The sequence below is a fragment of the Geodermatophilaceae bacterium NBWT11 genome, from assembly GCA_014218215.1.
GTDB lineage: Bacteria > Actinomycetota > Actinomycetes > Mycobacteriales > Geodermatophilaceae > Klenkia.
On the sequence record CP043652.1, the window covers coordinates 796,525 to 821,190 of the forward strand.

The window sequence follows — 24,666 nt, forward strand, 5'->3', positions numbered from 1 at the left end:
CCGTGGTGAGCCGGTGCCCGCGGTCGAAGACGCCGACCGTGCTCGCGTTGCTCACCCGGCCCCCAACGCCTCGGCGTCCCCGCCTCTTCCCGCCAGCAGCGCTCGGACGGCGTCGATGGTGTCGGCGTCGGCGGGCTCCTTGTCGGGCCGGTAGCGGAGCACCCGGGCGAAGCGCAGTGCGACCCCGCCGGGGTAGCGCGGGCTGCGCTGGACCCCGTCGAGCTCGATCTCCACGACCAGCTCCGGACGCAGCAGCACCGACGCGCCGCGGTCCTCCCGCACCAGCCCGGGGAAGGTGGCGGTCTGCCAGGCCAGCAGCTCGTCGGTCATCCCCTTGAAGGTCTTGCCGACCATCACCGGCTCGCCGCCGTCGGGGTCGCGGGCGCCCAGGTGGATGTTGGACAGCGACCCGGTGCGCCGGCCGTAGCCCCACTCGGCGCCGATGACGACCAGGTCCAGGGTGTGCACCGGCTTGACCTTGCGCCAGGCCTTCCCGCGCCGGCCGGCCGCGTAGGGGCCGGCCAGGTCCTTCACGACGACACCCTCGTGCCCGGCAGCCAGCGCGGCGGCGGAGAACTCCTCGGCCTGCTCGGGCGTGGGGCGGACGACGCCGGGCATCCGGTGGTCCGGCGCGACCCGGGCCAACGCCTCGTGCCGGGCGGTCAGCGGCTCGTCGACCAGGTCGGTGCCGTCAACGTGCAGGCAGTCGAAGAAGAAGGGCTGCAGCAGCAGGGCGTGGGTGTCGGCGCCGAAGCGCGCGGCGGTCTCCTGGAAGGGCCGGGGCCGGCCGTCGTCGGTGAGCGCCAGGGTCTCCCCGTCCAGGACCAGGGTGCGGACCGGCAGTGCGCGCACGACCTCGACCAGCTCCGGGACCCGGGCGGTGACCTCCTTGAGCGTGCGGGTCCAGACCCACACCTCGTCGCCGTCCTTGTGCACCTGGATGCGGGCGCCGTCCATCTTCTGCTCGACCACCACGTCGCCGTCCCCCAGCGACTCGGCCAGGGTGTCGGCCGGCGAGGCGAGCATCGGCCGCAGCGGCCGGCCGACCTGCAACCGCACCTCCTCCAGCGCGGGCACTCCCCCGGTCAGCGCCGTGACGGCGACGTCGGCGAGCACCCCGGAGAGGAAGAACGCGCGCCGGACGACGGGTGCCGGTGCACCGGCGGCCGCGGCGACGGCGTCCAGCACCACGCCCTCCAGCGCACCGTGCCGCAGCTCCCCGCCGAGCAGCCGGAGCAGGAAGGACTGCTCGTCGGCCGTGGCCGCCCCCAGCAGCTCGGCCAGCAGCGCGGAGCGGCGGGCGGTCGAGCCGGTGCCGGCGACCCCGGCCAGCGCGCCGAGGGCCGACTGGACCTCGGTGACGGTGAGCGTCGGCTCGGCGGCGGGGTCTGCGTCGACGGCGGACAGCGTCCGCCAGCCGGCTCCGAGCCTGCCCTGGGTGGTGGCCCCGGACAACCACGCGGTGACCGGTCCGATCTCCTCGGGCCCGGCTGCGCGGAGCAGGGCCGCGACGGTGGCGCTCTTCGCCGTCCGGGCTCGGGTGGCGCCCACCTGGGCGGACGCGGTGACGACGTCGGCGAACAGCACGGGCCCATCCTGCGCTCAGTCACCGGGGGTGTGCTCGGCGATGCAGAACAGGTGCCCGCCGGGGTCGGCCAGCGTCGTCCAGCGCACCCAGGGCATCTCGTCGAGGACGTCCCACCGGTGCTCGGCCCCCAGCGACACCGCACGGGCGACCTGGGCCTCCCGGGCGCCCCAGGCGACGGTGAGGTCGAGGTGCTGGTCGGGGTGCTCGGGGGCCGGGCCCTGCCGCGGGCGCACCAGCACGGAGAACCCGCCCGGCGGCCCCTGCACGAAGAGCATGCCGTCGGCCTCGCCGGCGATCTCACCTCCGGTGAGCGCGGCCCAGAAGGCAGCGAGCCGGGGCGGGTCGTCGGTGTCGAGCGCGACGGCGCCGAGGGTGATGGCGGGCGTGATGGCGGGGGTGTCGGTCATGTCCGGGACCGTAGGGGCGGGCACCGACACCACGTGCTCCACCCTCACCAACAGCTGTCCCCCCTCACCAGCGTTGGTGAGGGGGGACAGACGTGGATCAGGAGACCTGATCCACGCTGGGGTGCCTGGACGCGTTACTTGCGGGCGGAGATCTGCTCCGTCGCGGCCGGGACGACGGTGTTCAGGTCGCCCACGACGCCGAAGTCGGCCAGCTCGAAGATCGGCGCCTCGGTGTCCTTGTTGACCGCGATGATGGTCTTGGAGGTCTGCATGCCGGCCCGGTGCTGGATGGCCCCGGAGATGCCGACCGCCACGTAGAGCTGCGGGGACACCGTCTTGCCGGTCTGCCCGACCTGGAAGGAGTGCGGGTAGAAGCCGGAGTCGACGGCTGCGCGGGAGGCACCGACGGCGGCACCGAGGGAGTCGGCGAGGCCCTCGATGACCGAGAAGTTCTCCGCCGAGGCGACGCCGCGGCCACCGGAGACCACGATCGCGGCCTCGGTGAGCTCCGGGCGCGAGGACTTCTGCTCGACGACCCGGTCCAGCACCTTGGTCTGCTTGGCGGCCTCGGAGATCGAGACGGTGACCGTCTCCTCCTCGGCCGCACCGGCGGCGGCCTCGGGGGTGACCGAGTTGCCGCGCAGGGTGTAGATCGGGGTGCCGACGGTGACCTTCGAGTGCACGATCGTCGCCCCGGCGAAGGCCACCTGGGTGGCGGTGCCGTCGGCGGCGATCTCGGTGACGTCGGTCAGGAAGCCCGAGCCGGTCTTGATCGCCAGGCGGCCGGCGATCTCCTTGCCCTCCGGCGTGGAGGGGATGACCACGGCAGCCGGGGACTTCTCGCCCACCAGCTGGGCGAGCACCTCGGCCTTGGGGGCCACGAGGTAGGCGTCGACGTCGTCGGACTCGGCGACGTAGACCTTGGCCGCGCCGTACTCGGCGAGGGTGTCCTTCACGCCCGCGGCGGTGCCGGGGGCACCGAGCACGACCGCGGAGGGCTCGCCGAGGACGCGCGCTGCGGTGAGCGCCTCGAGGGTGGTCTTGCGGACGCCGGATCCGTCGGGGGCGACCTCGACCAGGACCAGTACTTCAGCCACGACTGTTCTCCTGTCTCTCTGGGTGCGGGGTCAGACGATCTTCTGGGCGGCCAGGTAGCCGACCAGCTTCTCGGCGCCGTCGCCCTCGTCGACGACCTTCACGCCCTCGCCCTTGGGCGGGCGGCCGGCGAAGTCCAGCACCTGGCTGGTGGCCGAGGCCAGGCCGACGGTCGACGGGTCCACCCCGAGGTCGGCCAGCGACATGGTCGTGACCGGCTTCTTCTTGGCGGCCATGATCCCCTTGAAGGAGGGGTAGCGGGGCTCGTTGATGGTGTCCCAGGTCGACACGATCGCCGGGGTCTGCGCCTCGAGGGCCCAGTAGCCGCCGTCGGTCTGCCGCTCGACGTGCAGCGTGGTGCCGTCGACGGTGAGCTTGCGGGCACCGGACAGGTGCGGGATGCCCAGGCGCTCGGACAGCAGCGCCGGCATCACCGAGACCTGGCCGTCGGTGGACTCCGCGCCGCAGACGACGAGGTCGTACTCGAGCTGGGACAGCGCGGCGGCGATCACCGCGGAGGTCTGCACGGCGCACGAACCGTGGATGGCCTCGTCGGTGACGTGCACGGCCTTGTCAGCGCCCATGGACAGGGCCTTGCGGATGGCGTCGGTCGCGGTGGAGGGGCCGATGGTCAGCACGGTGACCTCACCGCCCTGCGACTCCTTGACCGTCAGCGCCTCCTCGATGGCGTACTCGTCCATCTCGTTGATGACGTTGTCGGCGCTGGCGCGCGCGACGGTGTTGTCCGAGCTGTCCAGCGCGCGCTCGCTGCCGGAGTCGGGGACCTGCTTCACAAGAACGACGATGTTCATCGCACCTCCGCGGGTGGGATCGAGGTGGGGGCGGACGCACGAGCGCCCGCACTGGCTCCGATGATGGACGTTACCCGCGGGTAACGTGCGGCCGGACGGGGCTCGTCGGTGACCCCGCTCACGACCACTCCCCCGTGGCGGCGAAGTGCTCCAGCGTCGCGGTGTGCGGCGCGAGGTCCAGGCCCTGCCCGGCGATCCAGTCGTCGGAGTAGTAGGTGTGGGCGTACCGCTCGCCCCCGTCGCAGAGCAGCGTCACGATGCTGCCGGTGCGCCCGGCCGCGACCAGTTCGGCCACCAGCTGGAAGGCCCCCCACAGGTTGGTGCCGGTGGAGCCGCCGGCCCGCCGGCCGGTCACCTGCTCCAGGTGCCGCATCGCGGCCAGCGATGCGGCGTCGGGCACGCAGAACATCCGGTCGACGATCGTCGGCACGAACGAGGGCTCCACCCGCGGTCGCCCGATGCCCTCGATCCGGGAGGGCCGCCCGGTCGCGGTCGGGTCGGCGTCCCGCCAGCCGGGGAAGAACGCCGAGCCCTCGGGGTCGACGACGGCCAGCCGGGTGGGCAGTCGGCGGTAGCGCACGTACCGGCCGATGGTCGCGCTGGTGCCCCCGGTGCCCGCACCGACGACCACCCAGTCGGGCACCGGGTGCTCCTCGGCCGACAACTGCTCGAAGACCGACTCGGCGATGTTGTTGTTGCCCCGCCAGTCGGTCGCCCGCTCGGCGTGGGTGAACTGGTCCAGGTAGTGCCCGCCGGTCTCGCCGGCGATCCTGCGGGCCTCGTCGTAGACGGTGCCGGCGTCGGTGACCAGGTGGCAGCGGCCACCCTGGCCCTCGATCAGCGCGATCTTCTCCCTGCTGGTGGAGGCGGGCATGACCGCGACGAAGGGCAGCCCGAGCATCCGGGCGAAGTAGGCCTCGCTCACCGCCGTCGACCCGCTCGAGGCCTCCACCACCGTGCTCCCCCGGCAGATCCAGCCCGAGCAGAGCGCGTGCAGGAACAGCGAGCGGGCCAGCCGGTGCTTGAGGCTGCCCGTCGGGTGGGTCGACTCGTCCTTGAGGTAGAGGTGCACGCCCCACTCCGGCGGCAACGGGTACACCAGCAGGTGGGTGTCCGCGCTGCGCCGGGCGTCGGCCTCCACCAGCGCGACCGCCCGCTCCAGCCAGGCCCGTCCGTCGTCGTCGCAGCGGTCGAGGTGGGCGGGGCGATCGGGGGCACTCACCCGTGCATCCTCACACCGCGCTGACGAGCACCGGCCGCTCGGCGGGGGTGACCGTGACCGCGGTGCCCGGGGTCAGCCGCTGGCTGTCGGCACTGGCCACGTCGGCCACCACCTCGCTGCCGTCGGGCAGCGCCACCGCCAACCGGGTGGAGGCACCGGAGAAGGTCCGGGTCACGACCCGGCCCACGCCGGCGTCGTCCTCGCGGACCAGCAGGGACTCCGGCCGCACCAGCGCCACGACGTCCCCGGCGGACGGCACCGGCCCCACCACCGGGCGGCGGACGCCGAGCAGTTCCACCCCGTCACCGGACCGGGTCGCCGGCACCCGGTTCATCGTGCCGACGAACTCGGCCACGAACGCCGTCGCCGGCCGCTCGTACAGCTCGTCGGGGCCGGCCACCTGCTCCAGCCGACCGGCCCGCAGCACGCCGACCCGGTCGGCCACCGAGAGCGCCTCGGCCTGGTCGTGGGTGACGAAGACGGTGGTGATGCCCAGCTCGAGCTGGATCCGCCGGATCTCCTCGCGCAGCTGCACCCGCACCTGGGCGTCCAGCGCCGAGAGCGGCTCGTCCAGCAGCAGGACCTTGGGGGCGACGGCGAGCGCCCGCGCCAGCGCGACGCGCTGCTGCTGCCCGCCGGAGAGCTGGTGCGGGTAGCGGCCGGCGTTCGCGGCCAGCCCGACCAGCTCCAGCAGCTCCGCGGCCCGGGCCTTGCGCTCCTTGGCCGGACGCCGCCGCACCTGCAGCCCGTAGGCCACGTTCTCGGCCACGGTCAGGTTGGGGAACAGGCTGTAGGCCTGGAAGACCATGCCCATGTCCCGCTTGGACGGCGGGGTGTCCGTGACGTCCCGGCCGTCGATGAGCACCTGACCGTCGTCGGGCCGCTCGAAGCCGGCGATGGCCCGCAGCGCGGTGGTCTTGCCGCAGCCCGAGGGCCCCAGCAGCGCCAGGAACTCACCCCCGGCGATGTCCAGGTCGAGCCCGTCGAGGGCGAGCACGTCGCCGTAGCGGCGGGTCAGCCCGGCCAGCCGGACCCCGACGCCGGGGGTGTCGCGCAGCGCCTCGACCCCGGCGGGTCTGTCCGTGGTGGTGGTCATCAGGAGTCCTTCCCCGCACGGCGGCGGTCCAGCGCGGAGATGAGCAGGAGCAGGCCCCAGGTGACGACCAGGGAGAGCACCGAGACCGACACCGACAGCTGCGGCTGGGACCCGGCGATCTCCACGATCCAGGTGGGGAAGGTCTGGAAGCCCAGGATCACCGCGATCGTGTACTCCCCCAGCACCAGGGCCAGGGTGAGGAACGCGGCGTTGAGCACCGAGGTGCGCAGCACCGGCAGGACGACGCCCACCAGCACCCGCGGCCAGGAGGCCCCCAGGCTGCGGGCGGCCTCGGTGAGGGTCTTGAGGTCCACCGAGCGGATGCCGGCGTCCAGCGCGCGGTAGACGAACGGCAGCGCCAGCACCACGTAGACCAGGACCAGGATCCAGGGCAGCGAGGGCTCCTGGAGGGCGAAGAACGCATCGGCCAGCGGGGTGCCGTAGAAGTAGTCCGGCGCCCAGGCGAGCACGCTGCGCACCCCGACGACCAGCGCGATCGGCGGCAGCACCAGCGGGAGCAGCGTGAGGATCTCCACCGTCGACCGCAGCCGGGGCAACCGCAGGTCGATGAGCACCATCGTCGGCAGCATCAGCAGCAGCGAGATGACCACGGTGAGGACGGCGAGGGTCAGCGAGCGGCCGAAGGCCTCGGCGAAGCCCGGGGCGCTGGGGATGCCGGTGTAGAACTCGGCGGTCAGCTCGCCGTTGCTGCGCGAGGAGTACCAGACCGAGGCCGCGATCGGGATGAGGAAGTACAGCCCGAGCACCGCGAGGACGACGACCCGCCAGGCCCCGTTGCCGCGGCGGCGCACGCGCGGCGCGGCCTCCGGGGCGACCGTGGTCGGGATGGTCGCGGTCACTGCAGCCACCGCTGGGTGCGCCGCTGGACCCAGGTGTAGAAGACCATCACGATGCCGACCAGCACGACCATGCCCAGCGCGAGGGCCTTGCCCAGGTTCTCCGAGCCGACCAGCACGTTGGAGCTCAGCGCGTCGGCGATCTGCAGCGGCACCAGCGGCACGCTGGAGCCGACCAGGGCGCGGGCGGTGGCGTAGGCGGCGAACGCCGAGGCGAACAGCAGCATCGTGGCGCCGATGACCGGAGGGGCGAGCACCGGGCCGCCCACGTGGCGCCAGTACTGCCAGCTGCTGGCACCCAGGTTGTCCGAGGCCTCCCGCCACTGGGGGCGCAGGCCCTCCAGCGCCGGCACGATCGTCAGCACCATCAGCGGGACCAGGAAGTAGAGGTAGACCAGGCCCAGCCCGGTCATCGAGTACAGCGAGAAGCCGCCCAGCCCGACGCCGAGGTCGCCCAGCAGCGCGGTGACCACCCCGCTGGTGCCGATGGTGGCGATGAACGCGAACGCCAGCGGGATGCCGCCGAAGTTGGCCAGCACGCCCGAGGCGGTGAGCACCAGCCGGCGCAGCAGCCGGCCCCGCTTCGCCTGGAGCACGGCCACGGCCAGCGCCAGCCCGAGGACGGCGGCCAGCAGCGCCGTGGTGGCCGACAGCTGCAGGCTGCCCAGGTAGGCACGCCGGTAGGCGCCGTCGGTGACGGCGACGATGGAGTCGGTGGACCAGGACTCCTGGTAGGTCACCGGGTCGGTGGCGCGGAACGCCTCGACCGCGAGCACCCCGATCGGCAGCAGCAGGAAGACCGCCAGGTAGCCGAAGAACGGCACCGTCCCGAGGGCGGCGAGCAGACCTGCTCGCCGCCCCCGGGACCGCCGCGGGGTGGTGCTGGTGCTCAGCCCGAGATCTCCTGGTTCCACCGGCCGGCCACGACCTGCTGGGCCGCGGTCTGCTGCGCCTCGGTCGGGAACTCGGCGGTCCCCTCCACGGCGGGCAGCGCGGCCAGTGCGTCGGCGTCTGCGGTGCCGTCCTCCTGCATCGAGGGGAGCCGGACCGGGCGGGCGCCGCCCTCGAGCCAGGTGTTCTGCCCGGCGTCGGAGTACAGGTACTCCTGCCACAGCCGCGCGGCGGCCGGGTGCGGGGCGAAGGCGCTGATCGCCTGGCTGTAGTAGCCACCGAAGAGGCCGTCGGTGGGCACGTTGACCTGCCACTCGACGCCCTGCTCGGACAGCGTGTCGGTGAGCCCGGAGTTCAGGTAGTCCCAGTCGATGGCCAGCGGGGTCTCCCCGGACTGGATGGTGGCCGGGGTGATCTCGACCGGGTTGAAGTTCCCGGCGTCCTTGACGTCGACGAAGAAGTCGATCCCGGGGCCGATGTCGTCCAGGCTGCCGCCGTTGGCCAGCGACGCCGCCCACACGCCACCGAAGGCGGCCGCGGCCTGCGTCGGGTTGCCGTTGAGGGCGACCTGACCGGCGTACTGCGGGTCGAGGAGGTCCTCCATCGTGGTCGGGCAGACCTCGATCACGGTGGCGTTGCAGCCGATGGAGATGTAGCCGCCGTAGTCGTTGTACCAGAGCCCGTCAGGGTCCTTCTGGTCCTCGGGGATCTCGTCCCAGGTGGCCACCTGGTAGGGCGCGAGCAGGTCCTGGGCCGCTGCCTGCTGGGCGAACGCCGTCCCCAGGTCGAGCACGTCGGGGGCCCGCTCCTGGCCGCGCTGGCTGGTCACGGCGTTGAGCTCGTCCTGGCTGGAGCCGTCGGGCGTCGCCGAGTTGATCTCGATGCCGTACAGCTCGCTGAACTCGTCGAGCATGGTGCCGTAGTTGGCCCAGTCGCGGGGCAGCGCGATGACGTTGAGCGTGCCCTCGGCCTGCGCAGCCGCGACGAGGGCGTCCATGTCGCCGAAGTCGTCGAGGGAGGTGGCCGAGGCGGCGTCGCTGTCCGAGCCGCCGCCGGACCCGCTGTCGCTGGATCCGCAGGCGGTGAGGGCGAGTCCCGCCGCGACCATCGCGGTCGTGGCTCGCAGGGTGGTCCTGTTCACGTTCGGCTCCTCCGTGGTCCGCCCGGCCGTCGCGACCCCGTGGTTGGAGACGCGGCGCACAGACGTGACCTGCGGAAAGTAGCCCGCTGCGGGCCGCATGGACAGCAACGGGGACGTGACGAACCGATGACGGCCCGGGTGGTCTCGCTCCCGGGCCGTCCACCGGCGCGTGCTCAGCGACCGGTGAAGGTCGCCTTCCCGGGGCCGTTCTCCAGGAACGAGGCCATCCCGGTCTTCTGGTCCTCGGTGTCGAAGAGCCCGGCGAAGAGCTCGGACTCCAGCTCCAGACCGGCGTCCAGGGTGCCGTCCAGACCCAGGTCGATGGCCCGCTTGGCGGCCGCCAGGGCCAGCGGCGGACCGGCGGCGAACTTGCGCGCCATCGCCACGGCGGTCGCGTAGACCTCGTCGTCGGCCACCACCGCGTCGGCCATGCCGAGCTCGAGGGCCTCCTCGGCGCCCACGTGCCGGCCGGTGAAGACGATGTCCTTGGCCTTCGCCGGGCCGATCAGCCGGGCCAGTCGCTGGGTGCCGCCGGCGCCGGGGATGACCCCGAGCAGGATCTCGGGCTGGCCGAGCTTGGCCGAGCTGCCCATCACCCGGAAGTCCGCGCACAGCGCCAGCTCGTAGCCACCGCCGAGGGCGTAGCCGGTGATCGCGGCGACGACGGGCTTCGGGATCCGGGTGACCTCGCGGAAGGAGTGCGTGAGCTCCCGGCCCCAGGCGACCATCGAGGACCCGGTCAGCTGGGCCATCGCCTTGATGTCGGCACCGGCGGCGAAGACCCGCTCCCCGCCGTAGAGCACCACGGCCCGGACGTCGGCGCGGCTGGCGCACTCCTGCGCGGCGGCCCGGACCTCCCAGTGCAGCTGCTCGTCGATCGCGTTCATCTTGCCGCGGTCGAGGCGGATCGTGCCCACCCCGTCCTCGACCTGCAGGGTCACGAACTCCGGCTCGGCCATGTGCGGTGCTCCTCGTGGTGGGACGACGTCGTCGGCTCGACCCTAGGCCGGTGGACTCGCACGACGTGCGGTGAAGCGGCCGCGGACCCGGCCCAGGGCCAGGGGCAGGCCGAAGGTGTCGCTGAGCAGCTCGGGGGTGACGACGTCGTCCACCGGGCCGGCGGCGACCACCTGGCCCCCGCGCAGCAGCAGCGCGTGGGTGTAGCCGGGCGGGATCTCCTCGACGTGGTGGGTGACCAGCACCTGCGCCGGCGCCTGGTCGTCGCGGGCCAGGTCGGTGAGCCGGGACACCAGGTCCTCGCGGCCGCCGAGGTCCAGCCCGGCGCCGGGCTCGTCGAGCAGCAGGAGCTCGGGGTCGGTCATCAGCGCCCGGGCGATCTGGGTGCGCTTGCGCTCGCCCTCGCTCAGGGTGCCGAACGGCCGGCCCGCGTAGGGCGCCACGCCCCACTGGTCCATGAGCATCGCCGCGCGGGTCAGGTCGTGGACGTCGTAGCGCTCGCGCCACCGGCCGACGACGGCGTACCCGGCGGAGACGACGACGTCCCCGACCCGTTCGGTGCCCGAGATCCGCTGGGCGAGGGCGGCGCTGGTGAGCCCGATGCGGGTGCGCAGCTCGAAGACGTCGACCGCGCCCAGGGTCTCCCCGAGAACGGTGACCTCACCGCGGGTGGGGTGCATCTGCGCCGAGGCCAGCTGCATGAGGGTGGTCTTGCCCGCGCCGTTGGGGCCCAGGAGCACCCAGCGCTCGTCGGAGTGCACCGTCCAGTCGACGGCGCGCAGCAGGTGGGACTCCCCCCGCACCACGTCGACACCGCGGAACCGGACGACCTCGTCAGCTGGCACACCCCCATCCAACCAACCCGCCTGCGGGGAGCGCGGGTCCGACTCGGGCACCATCTGCCGGGTGATCCATCGCGCAGCCCCCGAGGTCTGGCCCGGCAGTCCCGCACCGCTGGGTGCCCACTGGGACGGCACCGGCACCAACGTGGCCCTCTGGTCGGCCGGCGCGCAGGCCGTGGACCTGTGCCTGTTCGACCCCGACGGCACCGAGCACCGCCAGCGGCTGCAGGAGACCACCCACCAGGTCTGGCACGGCCGGCTGCCCGGCGTGGGCCCGGGCCAGCGCTACGGCTACCGCGTGCACGGCGGCTACCACCCGGCCTCGGGCGCCCGCTACAACCCGGCGAAGCTGCTGCTGGACCCCTACGCCCGGGCCGTCGACGGCGACCTGACCCTCGACCCGGCGCTGTTCGGCTACGCCGACGGGCACCCCGACGCCGCCGCGGCCGACCGGCTGGACTCCGCGCCCTTCGTCCCCCGCGGGGTCGTCGTGCACGACTCGTTCCCGTGGGACGGCGACGTCCGCCCGGGCACCGCCTGGTCGGACACAGTCGTCTACGAGGTGCACGTCAAGGGCGCGACGATGCGGCACCCCGACGTCCCCCCGGCGCTGCGCGGCACCTACGCGGGGCTGGCCCACCCGGCGTTCGTCGAGCACCTGGTGTCCCTGGGCGTGACCGCGGTCGAGCTGCTGCCGGTGCACCACTTCGTCTCCGAGCCGCACCTGCTGCGCCGCGGGCTGACCAACCACTGGGGCTACAACACGCTGGGCTACTTCGCCCCGCACGCCGCCTACTCCTCCGCAGGCTCCGCAGGCCCGCAGGTCACCGAGTTCAAGGCCATGGTCAAGGCGCTGCACGCCGCGGGGATCGAGGTGATCCTGGACGTGGTCTACAACCACACCGCCGAGGGCGACCACACCGGCCCGACGCTGTCGTTCAAGGGCATCGACAACGCCGGCTACTACCGGCTCAGCGGCCACGGCGCCCGGTACACCGACTACACCGGCTGCGGGAACACCCTCGACGTCCGCCGTCCGCAGGTGCTGGCCCTGCTGATGGACTCGCTGCGCTACTGGGTCACCGAGATGCACGTCGACGGGTTCCGCTTCGACCTGGCCTCGGCGCTGGCCCGCTCGATGCACGACGTGGACCGCCTGTCGGCCTTCTTCGACGTCGTCCACCAGGACCCGGTGGTGTCGCAGGTGAAGCTGATCGCCGAGCCGTGGGACATCGGCGAGGGCGGCTACCAGGTGGGCAACTTCCCCCCGCTGTGGACCGAGTGGAACGGCAAGTACCGGGACACCGTGCGCGACGTGTGGTGCGGGGCGCACGTCGGCGTCCGGGACCTGGCCTACCGGCTCACCGGTTCCTCAGACCTGTACCGCTCCGACGGCCGGCGGCCCTTCGCCTCGGTCAACTTCATCACCGCCCACGACGGCTTCACGATGGCCGACCTCGTCACCTACGAGCACAAGCGCAACGAGGCCAACGGCGAGGACAACCGGGACGGCGAGAGCCACAACCGCAACTGGAACTGCGGCGTCGAGGGCCCCAGCGACGACCCCGCGGTGGTCGAGCTGCGCGCCCGCCAGGTGCGCAACATGCTGGCGACCCTGCTGCTGTCCACCGGCGTCCCGATGCTCACCGCCGGAGACGAGCTGGGCCGCACCCAGGGCGGCAACAACAACGCCTACTGCCAGGACAACGAGATCTCCTGGCTGGACTGGGGGTCGATCGACCCCGACCTGTGGACCTTCGTGTCCCGACTGACCGCGCTGCGCAAGGCCTCCCCCGTGCTGCGTCAGGAGGCGTTCTTCGACGGCCACGAGGTGGCCGGCAGCGGCGGCACCCGCGACCTGGCCTGGTTCGCCCCCGGCGGCGGCCAGCTGACCGACCGGGACTGGTTCGACCACGGGCTGCAGACCATCGGCATGTACCTCGACGGCCGGGGCATCCGGCACCGCGACGAGCGGGGCCGCCCGGTCCTCGACGACTCCTGGCTGGTGTGGCTGCACGCCGGACCCGACCCGGTCACCGTGCACCTGCCCGAGGCGCCGTGGGGCGACGGCTACGAGTTCGTCGTCTCCACCGAGTGGCCCACCGGCGCCCCACCCCGGCCGGCCGTCGTCGGCCCCGGCCCGATCGAGATGCCCGGCCGCTGCGTCTGGGCCCTGCGGGTGCTCCGCCGCCCGTAGGCCCTCAGCAGCAGCGCTCGTGGGCGTGCGCGGCGGCGACGTCGGTGCGGTGCCGCTCGAACGCCCGGCGGGTCATCGGCTCCCGGCCCTCCGCGGCGCAGGCGGCGAGGTGCCGGTCGTACCGGTCCTCGCCCGTCAGCGCGCGCAGGTACCAGTGGACGCCGGCCCACGCCCGTCGGATCACTGCTGGCCCGACGGTTCCCGCTCGGCCGCCAGCCGCGCCCGCTCGGCGTCCAGCAGCTCCCGCTCCTCGGCGGTCGGGAAGAACCCGGCCGGCTCGACGATGCGGCTGGGCTCGGCGGGCACCTCGGTCGTCGGCAGGCCACCGGCACGGACGGCGCGAACGATCACCCATGCGCCGTTGAGCACCACGACCAGGGCCAACACGGCGAAGACCGACTGCAGCACCCCGTTCGTCGTGGAGTTGGTGACCACCTGCTGCATCGCCTCGCCGTCGGCAGCCGGGGCGAGCACCTCACCGCGCTCCAGGGCGTCGGCGTACCGGGCGCGCTGGGCGAAGTAGCCCACCGCGGGGTCGGCGGAGAACACCTTCTGGAACGAGGCCGTCATCGTGATGGTCAGCACCCAGGCCAGCGGGACGCCGGTGACCCACGCGTAGCGGGTCTTGCCGTGCTTGACCAGCAGCACCGTGCACAGCGTCAGCGCGATCGCGGCCAGCAGCTGGTTGGCGATGCCGAACAGCGGGAAGAGCTGGTTGATCCCGCCCAGGGGGTCGGTGACCCCGACGTACAGGATGTATCCCCAGGCGCCGACGACCACGGCCGAGGCGATCCAGCTCGCCGGCCACCAGGTCAGGTCGCCGAACTTCTTCCACACGTTGCCGACCGTGTCCTGCAGCATGAACCGGCCCACCCGGGTGCCGGCGTCGACCGCGGTGAGGATGAACAGCGCCTCGAACATGATCGCGAAGTGGTACCAGAAGGCCTGCAGCCCGCCACCGAACGCGGTCTCGAAGATCTCCGAGATGCCGTACGCCAGGGTCGGGGCGCCGCCGGTGCGCGAGACCAGCGTGGACTCCTCGATGGTGTCCGCGGCGGCCTGCAGCTCGGCCGGGCCGATGCTGAAGCCGAGGTTGGCGACGAACGCCGAAGCGCCCTCGACGGTCCCGCCGGTGGCACCGGCCGGGGCGTTCATCGAGAAGTACAGCGCCGGGTCGAGGATGCAGGCCGCGATCAGCGCGCTGATCGCGACGAAGGACTCCATCAGCATGCCGCCGTAGCCGATCACCCGGACCTGGCTCTCCTTGGCGACCATCTTCGGGGTGGTGCCGCTGGAGATCAGCGCGTGGAAGCCCGAGAGCGCACCGCAGGCGATGGTGATGAACACGAACGGGAACAGCGAGCCGGCGAAGACCGGGCCGTTGCCGTCGAGGGCGAAGCTGCTCACCGCGTCGGCCTGCAGCACCGGCATCGCGATGACCAGCCCGACGGCCAGCAGCACGATGACGCCGATCTTCATGAACGTGGAGAGGTAGTCGCGCGGGGTCAGCAGCAGCCAGACCGGCAGCACGGAGGCGACGAAGCCGTAGACCACCAGAGCGATGACCAGGGTCGTCTTGTCCAGGGTCAGCGCGTCACCCAGCGGGGTGCCGTCGACCATCCCGCCGCCGATGATCGCGGCCAGCAGCGCGACGACGCCGATGGCGCTGGCCTCCAGCACCCTGCCCGGTCGCAGCACCCGCAGGTAGACGCCCATGAAGAGCGCGATGGGGATGGTCAGCGCGATCGAGAAGACACCCCAGGGCGACTCGGCCAGCGCGTTGACCACGATCAGCGCCAGCACCGCCAGGATGATGATCATGATGGCGAACACGGCGATCAGCGCCGCGATCCCGCCGACCACGCCGATCTCGGCGCGGATCATCTGACCCAGGCTCTGCCCGTTGCGGCGCATCGAGAAGAACAGCACGACCATGTCCTGCACCGCGCCGGCGGCGATGACGCCGACGATGATCCACACCGTGCCGGGCAGGTAGCCCATCTGGGCGGCGAGCACCGGGCCGACGAGCGGGCCGGCGCCGGCGATCGCGGCGAAGTGGTGGCCGAAGAGCACCCGGCGGTCGGTGACCTCGAAGTCCCGGCCGTTCTCCAGCCGCTCGGCCGGGGTGGCCCGCCGGTCGTCGACCTCCAGGACCCTGCGCACGATGAACCGGGAGTAGAAGCGGTAGGCGATCGCGTAGCTCGACAGCGCGGCGAACAGGATCCACAGCGCGCTGACCGACTCCCCGCGGGAGACCGCCAGCACCGTCCAGCAGACCGCCCCGACCAGGGCGACCAGCGACCAGACGACGACCCCCTTCGCAGAGGGGCGACGGCTCCGCCGGGTCTCGGGCTCGTCCGGTGTCCGCAGCGCTGCGGTGTCGGTGCTCACCCGGCGGAACCTAGCCGCCGCTCACACAGCTGGGACACAACGGCGCCACAGTGTGACGAGGCTGTGACCGGACCCGTGGGCCCGGGTGGGTCAGGCTGCGGGCTGCTCGAAGGTGATGACGGTCCAGCCCAGCAGCAGCCGGTCACCGTCGGAGAGCGCGTGCGCCACCCCAGGCTCCAGCTGGGTCCACTCGGTGGCCTCGGGGCCCGCGACGTGGGTGCCGTTGAGGGAGCCCAGGTCGACCAGGGAGACCTCGCGGCCGGCCCGCTGCACCGCGGCGTGGGCCGAGGAGAGCACGTTCTGGGTGTCGGCGATCGGCACGGCGGTGGCGGTGCCGCTGGTGACCAGCTCGTGGCCGTCGGGACGTCGTCCCAGCACGAGGTCGTTGTCCACGGTGACGACCATGCCGTCGTCGAAGCGGAGCACCGGGGCCGCGGGCGGGGAGTCCGGCTGCCAGAACGCGGTGGACTCGCCACCGGCCTGGGCCGGGGCCTGGGCGGGCTCCTCGGCGGCGGGCTCCCACGCGGCCGGCTCGGGGGCCGGGGCGGCGGGGGCGCTGAAGCCGGAGTCCGAGCCTGCGGAGAAGCGCTCCGCCGGCGGGCTGCTCACCGGTGCCGCGACCGGGACGGCGACCGAGGGCGGGGTGGCCGCGGTCAGCTGCAGGCTGGCGCCGCTGCCGGGCACGGTGCCCTCGACCAGGTCGTAGGCCACGCCCGGGGGCACCGGGGACGGGGCGGAGCCGGGGCCGACGTAGAGGGAGGAGCCGAGGTCGAAACCGGCGGCCAGGGTGCAGCCGCCGTCGACCTGGCGACCGGAGACCGGCACGCCGTCGACCGAGGGCTGGCCCTTGCCCGACCAGAGCGCCACCCCGGAGCCCGAGCCACCGGCGGTGTCGGCGAGGACCAGGGCGAAGGAGGCACCGGAGTCGGCCAGCGCGCCGACCTGACCGGCGACCGCGCTCAGCACCCGGTCGGCACCGGGGCCCGAGACCCCCAGGCAGGCGTGCAGCGTCGCCACCAGGGCGGGCGAGCCGGGGGCGTCCACCCACAGCAGGCCACCGCCACGGCGGGCGACGACGTTGTCTCCGGGGAGCACCTCACAGCGGTCGGGCATGCGGCGAGACTAACGGCGCGAAGACGATCACGTGATCCGCCGTGCCGGTGAGGGAGAGACCCGTGCGTGTCGCCGGTCTCTCCCTCACCGTGAGGCTCAGGCGTTGCTGACCACGCCCAGCTCGGCGGGGTCGGCCAGGTGCTCGGAGTGCGGGAGCACCCGGACGGTGTAGCCGAAGGCGCCGGTGCGCTCCAGCGGCACCGTCGAGGTGAACCAGTGCCGGGAGCCCTCGGTGGCCTCGTGGGTCATCGCCACGGTGGTCACCTCGTGCAGTCCGTCGGTGTCGTCGACCCGGCCGTAGGCGGCCTGCACCTGGACGTCGGCGGGCACCAGGCCCGGCAGCTCCACCTCGGCCCGCAGGTCGATGGTCGAGCCGATCTCCGGGGTGTCCCCCACCCCGGTGGCCTCCACGTGGGCCACCCGGACGCTGCCCCAGTTGCCCAGCAGGTGCGCCCGCCAGGCCGCCTGGTCACGGGCCACGGCGTAGCCGCCCTCGGCCAGCGCCCGGCTGCTGCGCGCGGCCGGGACGTACAGCTGCTGCACGTAGTCGGCGACCATCCGGCTGGCCAGCACCTTGGGGCCGAGGTCCTTGAGGGTGTGCTTGACCATCTCGACCCAGCGGGTGGGCACGCCGTCCCGGTCGGTCTCGTAGAACCGGGGCAGCACCTGCCGGTCGAGCAGGTCGTAGATGGCCTGGGCCTCGACGTCGTCCCGCCGGTCGGCGTCCGCGACGCCGTCGGCGGTGGGGATCGCCCAGCCGTTCTGGCCGTCGAACCACTCGTCCCACCACCCGTCCTTGATGGACAGGTTGAGCCCGCCGTTGAGCGCGGACTTCATCCCCGAGGTGCCGCAGGCCTCCAGCGGCCGCAGCGGGTTGTTCAGCCAGACGTCGCAGCCCCAGTAGAGGTACCGGGCCATGCCGATGTCGTAGCCGGGCAGGAACGCGATCCGGTGCCGGATCTCCGGGTCGTCGGCGAACTTCACCATCTGCTGGATGAGCTGCTTGCCGCCGTCGTCGGCCGGGTGGCTCTTGCCGGCGATGACCAGCTGGATCGGCCGCTCGGGGTCCAGCAGGAGGGCCTTGAGCCGCGCGGGGTCGCGCAGCATGAGGGTCAGTCGCTTGTAGGAGGGCACCCGGCGGGCGAACCCGATGGTCAGCACGTCGGGGTCGAACACCGAGTCGGTCCAGCCGACCTCGGCCTCCGACGCCCCGCGGGACAGCGCGGTCTCCCGCACCCGGCGACGCACCTCGTCGACCAGCCGGCCGCGCAGCAGCCGTCGCGTCGTCCACAGGTCACCGGGGTCGATCCGGTCGACCCCGTCGAACCGGACCGGTCCGGTGACGTCGACCGGGTCGCCCTGGCTGGTCCGCTGGGTGCCCAGCTCGACCAGCTCGCGCGCGGTCCAGGTCGGGGCGTGCACGCCGTTGGTGATCGAGGAGATCGGGACGTCGTCCTCGTCGAAGCCGGCCCACAGGTCACCGAACATGCCGCGGCTGACGTGCCCGTGCAGCTCGCTGACGCCGTTGGCCCGCTGGCCCAGCCGCAGGCCCATGTGCGCCATGTTGAACTTCGAGGCGTCCTCCTCGGCGCCCAGCGGCAGCAGCTCGTGCACCGGGACGCCGAAGCCCGCGAAGTAGCGCTCGATGAGCGCCCGTGGGAAGCGGTCGATGCCGGCCGGGACCGGGGTGTGCGTGGTGAACACGGTGCCGCCGCGCACGGCCTGCAGCGCCTCGGCGAAGGACAGCCCGTGGGACTCGGTGAGCTCGCGGATGCGCTCCACGCCCTGGAAGCCGGCGTGGCCCTCGTTGGCGTGGAAGACCTCGGGCTGCGGGGTGCCGGTGAGGGAGCAGAACGCGCGGACGGCGCGCACGCCGCCGATGCCCAGCAGCATCTCCTGGCGCAGCCGGTGGTCCTCACCGCCGCCGTAGAGCCGGTCGGTGACCCCGCGCTCGGCCGGGGCGTTCTCCTCGATGTCGCTGTCGAGCAGGAGGAGGGAGACCCGGCCGACCTGGGCGCGCCAGACGTGCGCGTGCAGGGTGCGGCCCTCGGGCAGCGGCACGGTGATGACGACCGCGGCACCCTCGGCATCGCGCAGCAGCTTCACCGGCAGGCCGTGGGGGTCCAGGGCCGGGTAGTGCTCCAGCTGCCAGCCGTCGGCCGACAGCCCCTGGGAGAAGTAGCCGGCCCGGTAGAGCAGCCCGACGCCGATCAGCGGGAGGCCCAGGTCGGAGGCGGCCTTGAGGTGGTCCCCGGCCAGGATGCCCAGCCCGCCGGAGTACTGCGGCAGCACCTCGGTGATGCCGAACTCGGCGGAGAAGTAGGCGATCGACCCGGGCGCGTCGGCGCCCAGGGACTGGTACCAGTGCGGGGCGTCCAGGTACTCCTGCAGGTCGTCGCTGACGTCGGAGAGCCGACGCAGGAACTTGCGGTCCCGGGAGAGCTCGGCCAGCCGCTGCGCGGAGACCTCGCCGAGCACCCGGACGGGGTCGTTGCCGCAGGTGCGCCACAGCTCGGGGTCCAGCGTCTCGAACAGGTCGCGGGTCTCCGGGTGCCAGGACCAGCGGAGGTTCATCACCAACGTGGAGAGCGGGGCCAGTGCCTCGGGGAGGGAGGCTCGGACGGTGAGTCGACGGAGGGCTCGCACGACGCCGACCCTAGCGGCCCCGGGTGGTCTCACCGAGCCCTGCGTCACACTCCCCCGGGCCCTGGACCGCCGACGTGCCGCGGCTCCCGCACGCCGATAGCGTGACGCCGATGACTGGCCGCGCTGATCTCCGTCTCGGCATCACCGATGTCGCCCCCGTCGTGTCCTGCGGGTCGTTCTCGTCCCGCGCCGTGGTCGGCGAGCACGTGCCGATCACCGCCACCGTGTTCCGCGAGGGGCACGACGCCGTGGCGGCCAACGTGGTCTGGAACCCCCCCGCCACCCCCGGCAAGCGGGCCACCCGCCCGCCGCTGGTGCGGATGGCCCCCTTCGGCCCCGAGCCCGACCGGTGGACCGCGACCGTGGTCCCCGACCGGGAGGGCCTGTGGACCTACCAGGTCGAGGCCTGGGACGACCCGATCGCGACCTGGCACCACGCCGTCGAGGTCAAGGTCGAGGCCGGCCAGGGGGCCGAGGACCTCGCCAACGACCTCGAGGAGGGCGCCCTTCTCCTCGACGAGGTGCAGAAGACGGTGCCCCGCGAGCACCGCAGCGCCGTGGCCGCGGCCGCCGTCGCGCTGCGCGACACCTCCCTGGAGCTCACCGCCCGGCTCTCCCCCGCGCTGGCGTCCTCGATGACCGAGCTCCTGCACGCCCACCCGGTGCGCCGGCTGGTCACCCGCTCCCCCCGCTACGAGGTCTGGGTCGACCGGGTCCGAGCGCTCTACGGCTCCTGGTACGAGTTCTTCCCGCGCTCCGAGGGCCCCGTCGTCGCCGGCCGGCCCACGCACGGCACGTTCGCCCAGGCGGCCGAGCGGCTCCCCGCGATCGCCGGGATGGGCTTCGACGTGGTCTACCTGCCCCCGATCCACCCGATCGGCACGGTCAACCGCAAGGGCAAGAACAACACCCTCACCACCGAGGACGGCGACGTCGGCTCCCCGTGGGCCATCGGCAGCGCCGACGGCGGCCACGACGCCGTGCACCCCGAGCTCGGCACGATGGCCGACTTCGAGGCCTTCGTCGCCCGCACCCGGGAGCTGGGCATGGAGGTGGCGCTGGACTTCGCGCTGCAGGCCGCGCCGGACCACCCGTGGGTGACCAGCAACCCGGAGTGGTTCACCACCAAGCCCGACGGCACCATCGCCTACGCGGAGAACCCGCCGAAGAAGTACCAGGACATCTACCCGATCAACTTCGACAACGACCCGGCCGGCATCTACGCCGAGGCGCTGCGGGTGCTGCGGGTCTGGATCGCCGCCGGGGTCAAGGTGTTCCGGGTCGACAACCCGCACACCAAGGCGCTGAACTTCTGGCACTGGGTGATCTGGGAGGTCAAGAAGACCGACCCCGACGTGCTGTTCCTGGCCGAGGCGTTCACCCGCCCGGCGATGATGCACCAGCTGGCCCGGGTCGGCTTCACCCAGAGCTACAGCTACTTCACCTGGCGCACCGAGAAGCAGGAGATCGAGGAGTACGGCCGTGACCTGGCCGGGACCGCGCACTACATGCGGCCCAACTTCTTCGTCAACACCCCGGACATCCTGCACGCGTCGCTGCAGTTCGGCGGCCCGCCGATGTTCAAGATCCGGGCCGCGCTGGCCGCGCTGATGAGCCCCACCTGGGGCGTCTACTCCGGCTTCGAGCTCTTCGAGCACGTCGCGCTCAAGCCGGGCAGCGAGGAGTACCTGGACACCGAGAAGTTCCAGCTCCGGCCCCGTGACTACGCCGCCGCCGAGGCCCAGGGCCGCTCGCTGGCGCCCTACCTCACGATGCTCAACCGGGTCCGCCGCGAGCACCCCGCGCTGCAGCAGCTGCGCACGCTGACCTTCCACCCGGTCGACAACGAGAACCTGCTCTGTTTCTCCAAGACCGATCCCGGCTCCGACGACGCCGTGCTCGTGGTCGTCTCGCTGTCCAGCCAGCACACCCAGGTCGGCACCACGGCCCTGGACCTGTCGGCGCTGGGGATGGACTGGAGCGACCGGTTCACCGTGGTCGACCAGGTCACCGGCGACGAGTACGAGTGGGGCCAGTTCAACTACGTCGAGCTGGACCCCTACCGCGAGCCCGCGCACGTCTTCGCCGTCCGCCGGCACACCCCGTTCGGCTGACCGCGACCCCCGACAGCCACCCCAGACACCCAGAGTCGAGGACCGACCTCCCCATGACCGTGCCCGTCCCCAACGCCGCCCGACCGGGTCTCCCCGCCCCCGGCGCCGATCCGGAGTGGTACAAGCGCGCCGTCTTCTACGAGGTGCTCGTCCGCGGCTTCGCCGACAGCAACGGCGACGGCATCGGCGACCTGCGCGGGATGATCGGCAAGCTGGACTACCTGCAGTGGCTCGGCGTCGACTGCATCTGGCTGCCCCCGTTCTTCGCCTCCCCGCTGCGCGACGGCGGCTACGACGTCGCCGACTACACCGCGGTGCTCCCCGAGTTCGGCGACATCGACGACTTCACCGAGCTGGTCGCCCAGGCCCACGGCCGCGGCATGCGCGTGATCATCGACTTCGTCATGAACCACACCTCGGACCAGCACCCGTGGTTCCAGGCCAGCCGCAACGACCCGGAGGGTCCCTACGGGGACTTCTACGTGTGGAGCGACGACGACACCGAGTACGCCGACGCCCGGATCATCTTCGTCGACACCGAGGTGTCGAACTGGACCTTCGACCCGGTGCGCAAGCAGTACTTCTGGCACCGGTTCTTCAGCCACCAGCCCGACCTGAACTTCGAGAACCCGAAGGTGCAGGAGGCGATCATCGACGCCCTGCGGTTCTGGCTGGACCTGGGCATCGACGGCTTCCGGCTCGACGCCGTGCCCTACCTCTTCGAGGAGGAGGGCACCAACTGCGAGAACCTCCCGAAGACCCACGAGTTCCTCAAGCACGTCCGCCGGGTGGTCGACGCCGAGTACCCCGACCGGGTCATGCTCTGCGAGGCCAACCAGTGGCCCGCCGACGTCGTCGAGTACTTCGGCGAGGACGGCGACGAGTGCCAGATGGCCTTCCACTTCCCCGTCATGCCGCGGTTGTTCATGGCCGTGCGCCGGGAGCAGCGCTTCCCGATCTCGGAGATCATGGCCCAGACGCCGGCCATCCCGGACAACTGCCAGTGGGGCATCTTCCTGCGCAACCACGACGAGCTGACCCTGGAGATGGTCACCGACGAGGAGCGCGACTACATGTGGGGGGAGTACGCCCAGGACCCCCGGATGAAGGCCAACATCGGCATCCGTCGCCGGCTGGCCCCGCTGCTGGACAACGACCTGGACACCCTCGAGCTGTTCACCGCCCTGCTGCTGTCGCTGCCCGGTTCGCCGGTCATGTACTACGGCGACGAGATCGGCATGGGCGACAACATCTGGCTCGGTGACCGCGACGGCGTCCGCACCCCGATGCAGTGGAGCCCCGACCGCAACGGCGGGTTCTCCACCGCCGACCCCCAGCGGATGCACCTGCCGCTGATCGCCGACCCGGTGTACGGCTACCAGGTCACCAACGTCGAGGGCCAGCTGCGCAACTCCAACTCGCTGCTGCACTGGACCCGCACGCTGATCTCGGTGCGCAAGGAGCACCCGACCTTCGGCGTCGGGAGCTTCACCGAGATCGGCTCGCGCAACCCGACGGTGCTGTCCTTCGTCCGCGAGTTCGGCGACGACGTCGTGCTCTGCGTGAACAACCTGTCCCGCTTCCCGCAGCCGGTGGAGCTGGACCTGCGCCGCTTCGAGGGGTACGTGCCGGTCGAGCTGACCGGGCGGGTGGAGTTCCCCGAGATCGGGGTGCTGCCCTACATGCTCACCCTGGCCGGGCACGGCTTCTACTGGTTCGAGCTGTCCAAGCCCACCGCCGCGGCCACCGCGGAGGACGACGAGGCCTGGGAGACCGCCACCAGCTCCAGCGTGGCCCAGAACCTGCTCGACGCCGGCATCGTCGGCTCGGTCGACGACGCCCCCGGTGGCAGCGGCGGCCTCGGCCTGGAGGGGACCCGATGAACGCACTGACCGACCTGCTGACCGAGTGGATGCCGCACCAGCGCTGGTTCAGCGGCAAGGGCCGCGAGTGGGCCGGCGTCACCGAGGACGGCTTCTTCCTCGACGAGAGCACCCCCGCGCTCTCGGTGCACCGGGTCCGGGTGGCCTACGCCGACGGCGCCGAGGAGCTCTACCTCGTGCCGCTGTCGTGGCGGGACACCCCGGCCGAGGACCTCGAGCACGCCTTCGTGGGTTCGATCGGCGGCGCCGGCGGGGAGAGCTACGCCTACGACGCGATGCGTGACCGGGAGGCCACCGTCCCGTGGCTGACCCACCTCGTGGCCGCCTCCACCGTGGGGCCGATGCACTTCCACCCGGCCGGGGTCGCCTACATCCCCGAGGGCCTGCCCGGTGACGTGATCTCCACCGAGCAGTCCAACACCTCCCTGGTGTTCGGCGAGACGGCGATCATGAAGCTGTTCCGCCGGCTCGAGCCGGGGCTGAACCCCGACGTCGAGGTGCACGAGGCGCTGCGCCGCACCGAGAACCCGCACATCGCCCCGCTGCTGGGCCACGTGGAGATCGACGACCCGGTCGCCGGCACGGAGCCTGCGACGGTGGCGTTCCTGCAGTCCTTCGTGCCCAACGCCAGCGACGGCTGGCGGCTGGCCACCTCCAGCGTGCGTGACCTCTACGCCGAGGCCGACCTGCACGCCGACGAGGTGGGCGGGGACTTCGCCGGGGAGGCCGAGCGGCTGGGCGAGGCCACCGCCAGCGTGCACCGCGACCTGGCCGCGGTGCTCCCGTCCGCGCCCGCCGCCCCGGGCTGGTACGCCGAGCTGGCGGCCCAGCTGACCGCCCGGCTGGACGCTGCCACCGCGATCGTCCCCGAGCTCGCCGAGCACGCCGAGGGGCTGCGCGCCCTCTACGCCGACGTCGCCGCGGCCACCGAGCCGGTGACCGTCCAGCGGGTGCACGGCGACCTGCACCTGGGGCAGGTGCTGCGCACGACCACCGGCTGGATCGTGCTGGACTTCGAGGGCGAGCCGGCCCGTTCGCTGGCCAGCCGCCGGGAGCCGGACTCCCCGCTGCGCGACGTCGCCGGGATGCTCCGCTCCTTCGACTACGCGGCCAAGCACATGCTCGTGGAGCAGTCCGACGACCCGCAGCGCGCGTACCGCGCGCAGGAGTGGGCAGAGCGCAACCGGAGCGCCTTCTGCGCCGGGTACGCCGCAGCCAGCGGCACCGACCCCGCCGCGTCGGCGCTGCTGCGGGCCTTCGAGGCGGACAAGGCGGTCTACGAGTGCGTCTACGAGGCGCGCAACCGGCCGCACTGGCTGATGATCCCGCTCAGCTCGCTGGCCCGGCTGGCGACCGACGGATGAGGTCTCGGCGCACCGGGGACGGCCCCCCACCCTGCACACGACGGACGGAG

The 24,666-nt window shown here is 72.6% G+C and carries 19 protein-coding genes; 4 read left to right on the forward strand and 15 right to left on the reverse strand.

Translation table 11 applies throughout. The annotated features are described in order from the left end of the window. Positions 1-51: 51 nt before the first annotated feature. The 11 genes from F1C76_03765 to F1C76_03815 all read right to left on the reverse strand — a co-directional run bounded on the left by F1C76_03765 (position 52) and on the right by F1C76_03815 (position 10,965). Positions 52-1,587 (reverse strand): ATP-dependent DNA ligase, encoded by a 1,536-nt coding sequence (locus F1C76_03765; GenBank protein ID QNG35825.1) that lies wholly within the window; start codon positions 1,585-1,587, stop codon positions 52-54. A gap of 15 nt (positions 1,588-1,602) precedes the next feature. Beyond that, positions 1,603-1,995, reverse strand: a complete 393-nt coding sequence (locus F1C76_03770) for a VOC family protein (protein QNG35826.1) — start codon at positions 1,993-1,995, stop codon at positions 1,603-1,605. A 134-nt stretch (positions 1,996-2,129) separates the two neighbouring features. Beyond that, the gene (locus F1C76_03775; protein ID QNG35827.1) at positions 2,130-3,092 is read right to left on the reverse strand and encodes an electron transfer flavoprotein subunit alpha/FixB family protein; all 963 of its coding nucleotides are present in this window, start codon (positions 3,090-3,092) and stop codon (positions 2,130-2,132) included. Between the two features lie 30 nt (positions 3,093-3,122). Then, the gene (locus F1C76_03780; GenBank protein QNG35828.1) at positions 3,123-3,902 is read right to left on the reverse strand and encodes an electron transfer flavoprotein subunit beta/FixA family protein; all 780 of its coding nucleotides are present in this window, start codon (positions 3,900-3,902) and stop codon (positions 3,123-3,125) included. Positions 3,903-4,020: 118 nt separating this feature from the next. After that, positions 4,021-5,124, reverse strand: a complete 1,104-nt coding sequence (locus F1C76_03785; protein ID QNG35829.1) for a PLP-dependent cysteine synthase family protein — start codon at positions 5,122-5,124, stop codon at positions 4,021-4,023. 10 nt (positions 5,125-5,134) lie between these two features. Next, the gene (locus tag F1C76_03790; protein ID QNG35830.1) at positions 5,135-6,220 is read right to left on the reverse strand and encodes an ABC transporter ATP-binding protein; all 1,086 of its coding nucleotides are present in this window, start codon (positions 6,218-6,220) and stop codon (positions 5,135-5,137) included. Next, positions 6,220-7,032, reverse strand: coding sequence for an ABC transporter permease subunit (locus F1C76_03795; GenBank protein QNG38992.1), 813 nt, complete (start codon positions 7,030-7,032; stop codon positions 6,220-6,222). The genes F1C76_03790 and F1C76_03795 overlap by 1 nt, the downstream gene beginning before the upstream one ends. Positions 7,033-7,076: 44 nt before the next feature. Next, the gene (locus F1C76_03800; protein ID QNG35831.1) at positions 7,077-7,991 is read right to left on the reverse strand and encodes an ABC transporter permease subunit; all 915 of its coding nucleotides are present in this window, start codon (positions 7,989-7,991) and stop codon (positions 7,077-7,079) included. After that, positions 7,967-9,076, reverse strand: a complete 1,110-nt coding sequence (locus F1C76_03805) for an extracellular solute-binding protein (GenBank protein QNG38993.1) — start codon at positions 9,074-9,076, stop codon at positions 7,967-7,969. Before F1C76_03805 ends, F1C76_03800 begins: the two co-directional genes overlap by 25 nt. 206 nt (positions 9,077-9,282) lie before the next feature. Then, entirely contained in the window at positions 9,283-10,068 is a 786-nt protein-coding gene (locus F1C76_03810) for an enoyl-CoA hydratase/isomerase family protein (GenBank protein QNG35832.1), read from the reverse strand. 42 nt (positions 10,069-10,110) lie between these two features. After that, positions 10,111-10,965, reverse strand: coding sequence for an ABC transporter ATP-binding protein (locus F1C76_03815; protein QNG35833.1), 855 nt, complete (start codon positions 10,963-10,965; stop codon positions 10,111-10,113). On the opposite strand from F1C76_03815, the gene glgX reads away from it, so the two are divergent. After that, positions 10,964-13,105 carry a glycogen debranching protein GlgX gene (gene glgX / locus F1C76_03820; protein ID QNG38994.1) on the forward strand — a complete coding sequence of 714 codons (2,142 nt, stop codon included), beginning with the start codon at positions 10,964-10,966 and terminating at the stop codon, positions 13,103-13,105. The genes F1C76_03815 and glgX overlap by 2 nt on opposite strands. Before the next feature lie 4 nt (positions 13,106-13,109). Here glgX and F1C76_03825 read toward each other — a convergent pair whose 3' ends face one another. From F1C76_03825 to F1C76_03840, 4 genes are all read right to left on the reverse strand, one after another. After that, positions 13,110-13,289, reverse strand: a complete 180-nt coding sequence (locus F1C76_03825) for a YbdD/YjiX family protein (protein ID QNG35834.1) — start codon at positions 13,287-13,289, stop codon at positions 13,110-13,112. Beyond that, positions 13,286-15,496, reverse strand: coding sequence for a carbon starvation protein A (locus F1C76_03830; protein ID QNG35835.1), 2,211 nt, complete (start codon positions 15,494-15,496; stop codon positions 13,286-13,288). Before F1C76_03830 ends, F1C76_03825 begins: the two co-directional genes overlap by 4 nt. A gap of 90 nt (positions 15,497-15,586) precedes the next feature. Beyond that, a complete protein-coding gene (locus tag F1C76_03835) occupies positions 15,587-16,609 on the reverse strand; it encodes an FHA domain-containing protein (protein ID QNG35836.1) in 1,023 nt (340 codons plus the stop codon). A 96-nt stretch (positions 16,610-16,705) separates the two neighbouring features. Further along, complete coding sequence (locus tag F1C76_03840; protein QNG35837.1) at positions 16,706-19,255, reverse strand: glycosyltransferase family 1 protein; 2,550 nt, start codon at positions 19,253-19,255, stop codon at positions 16,706-16,708. 110 nt (positions 19,256-19,365) lie between these two features. On the opposite strand from F1C76_03840, the gene F1C76_03845 reads away from it, so the two are divergent. Genes F1C76_03845 through F1C76_03855 form a run of 3 tightly spaced genes read left to right on the forward strand, consistent with a single transcriptional unit; the run spans position 19,366 to position 24,616 of the window. Next, the gene (locus F1C76_03845; protein ID QNG35838.1) at positions 19,366-21,369 is read left to right on the forward strand and encodes a DUF3416 domain-containing protein; all 2,004 of its coding nucleotides are present in this window, start codon (positions 19,366-19,368) and stop codon (positions 21,367-21,369) included. A 53-nt stretch (positions 21,370-21,422) separates the two neighbouring features. Then, a complete protein-coding gene (treS, locus tag F1C76_03850) occupies positions 21,423-23,252 on the forward strand; it encodes a maltose alpha-D-glucosyltransferase (GenBank protein ID QNG35839.1) in 1,830 nt (609 codons plus the stop codon). Continuing rightward, positions 23,249-24,616 (forward strand): hypothetical protein, encoded by a 1,368-nt coding sequence (locus F1C76_03855; protein QNG35840.1) that lies wholly within the window; start codon positions 23,249-23,251, stop codon positions 24,614-24,616. Before treS ends, F1C76_03855 begins: the two co-directional genes overlap by 4 nt. The last annotated feature ends 50 nt before the right edge of the window (positions 24,617-24,666 follow it).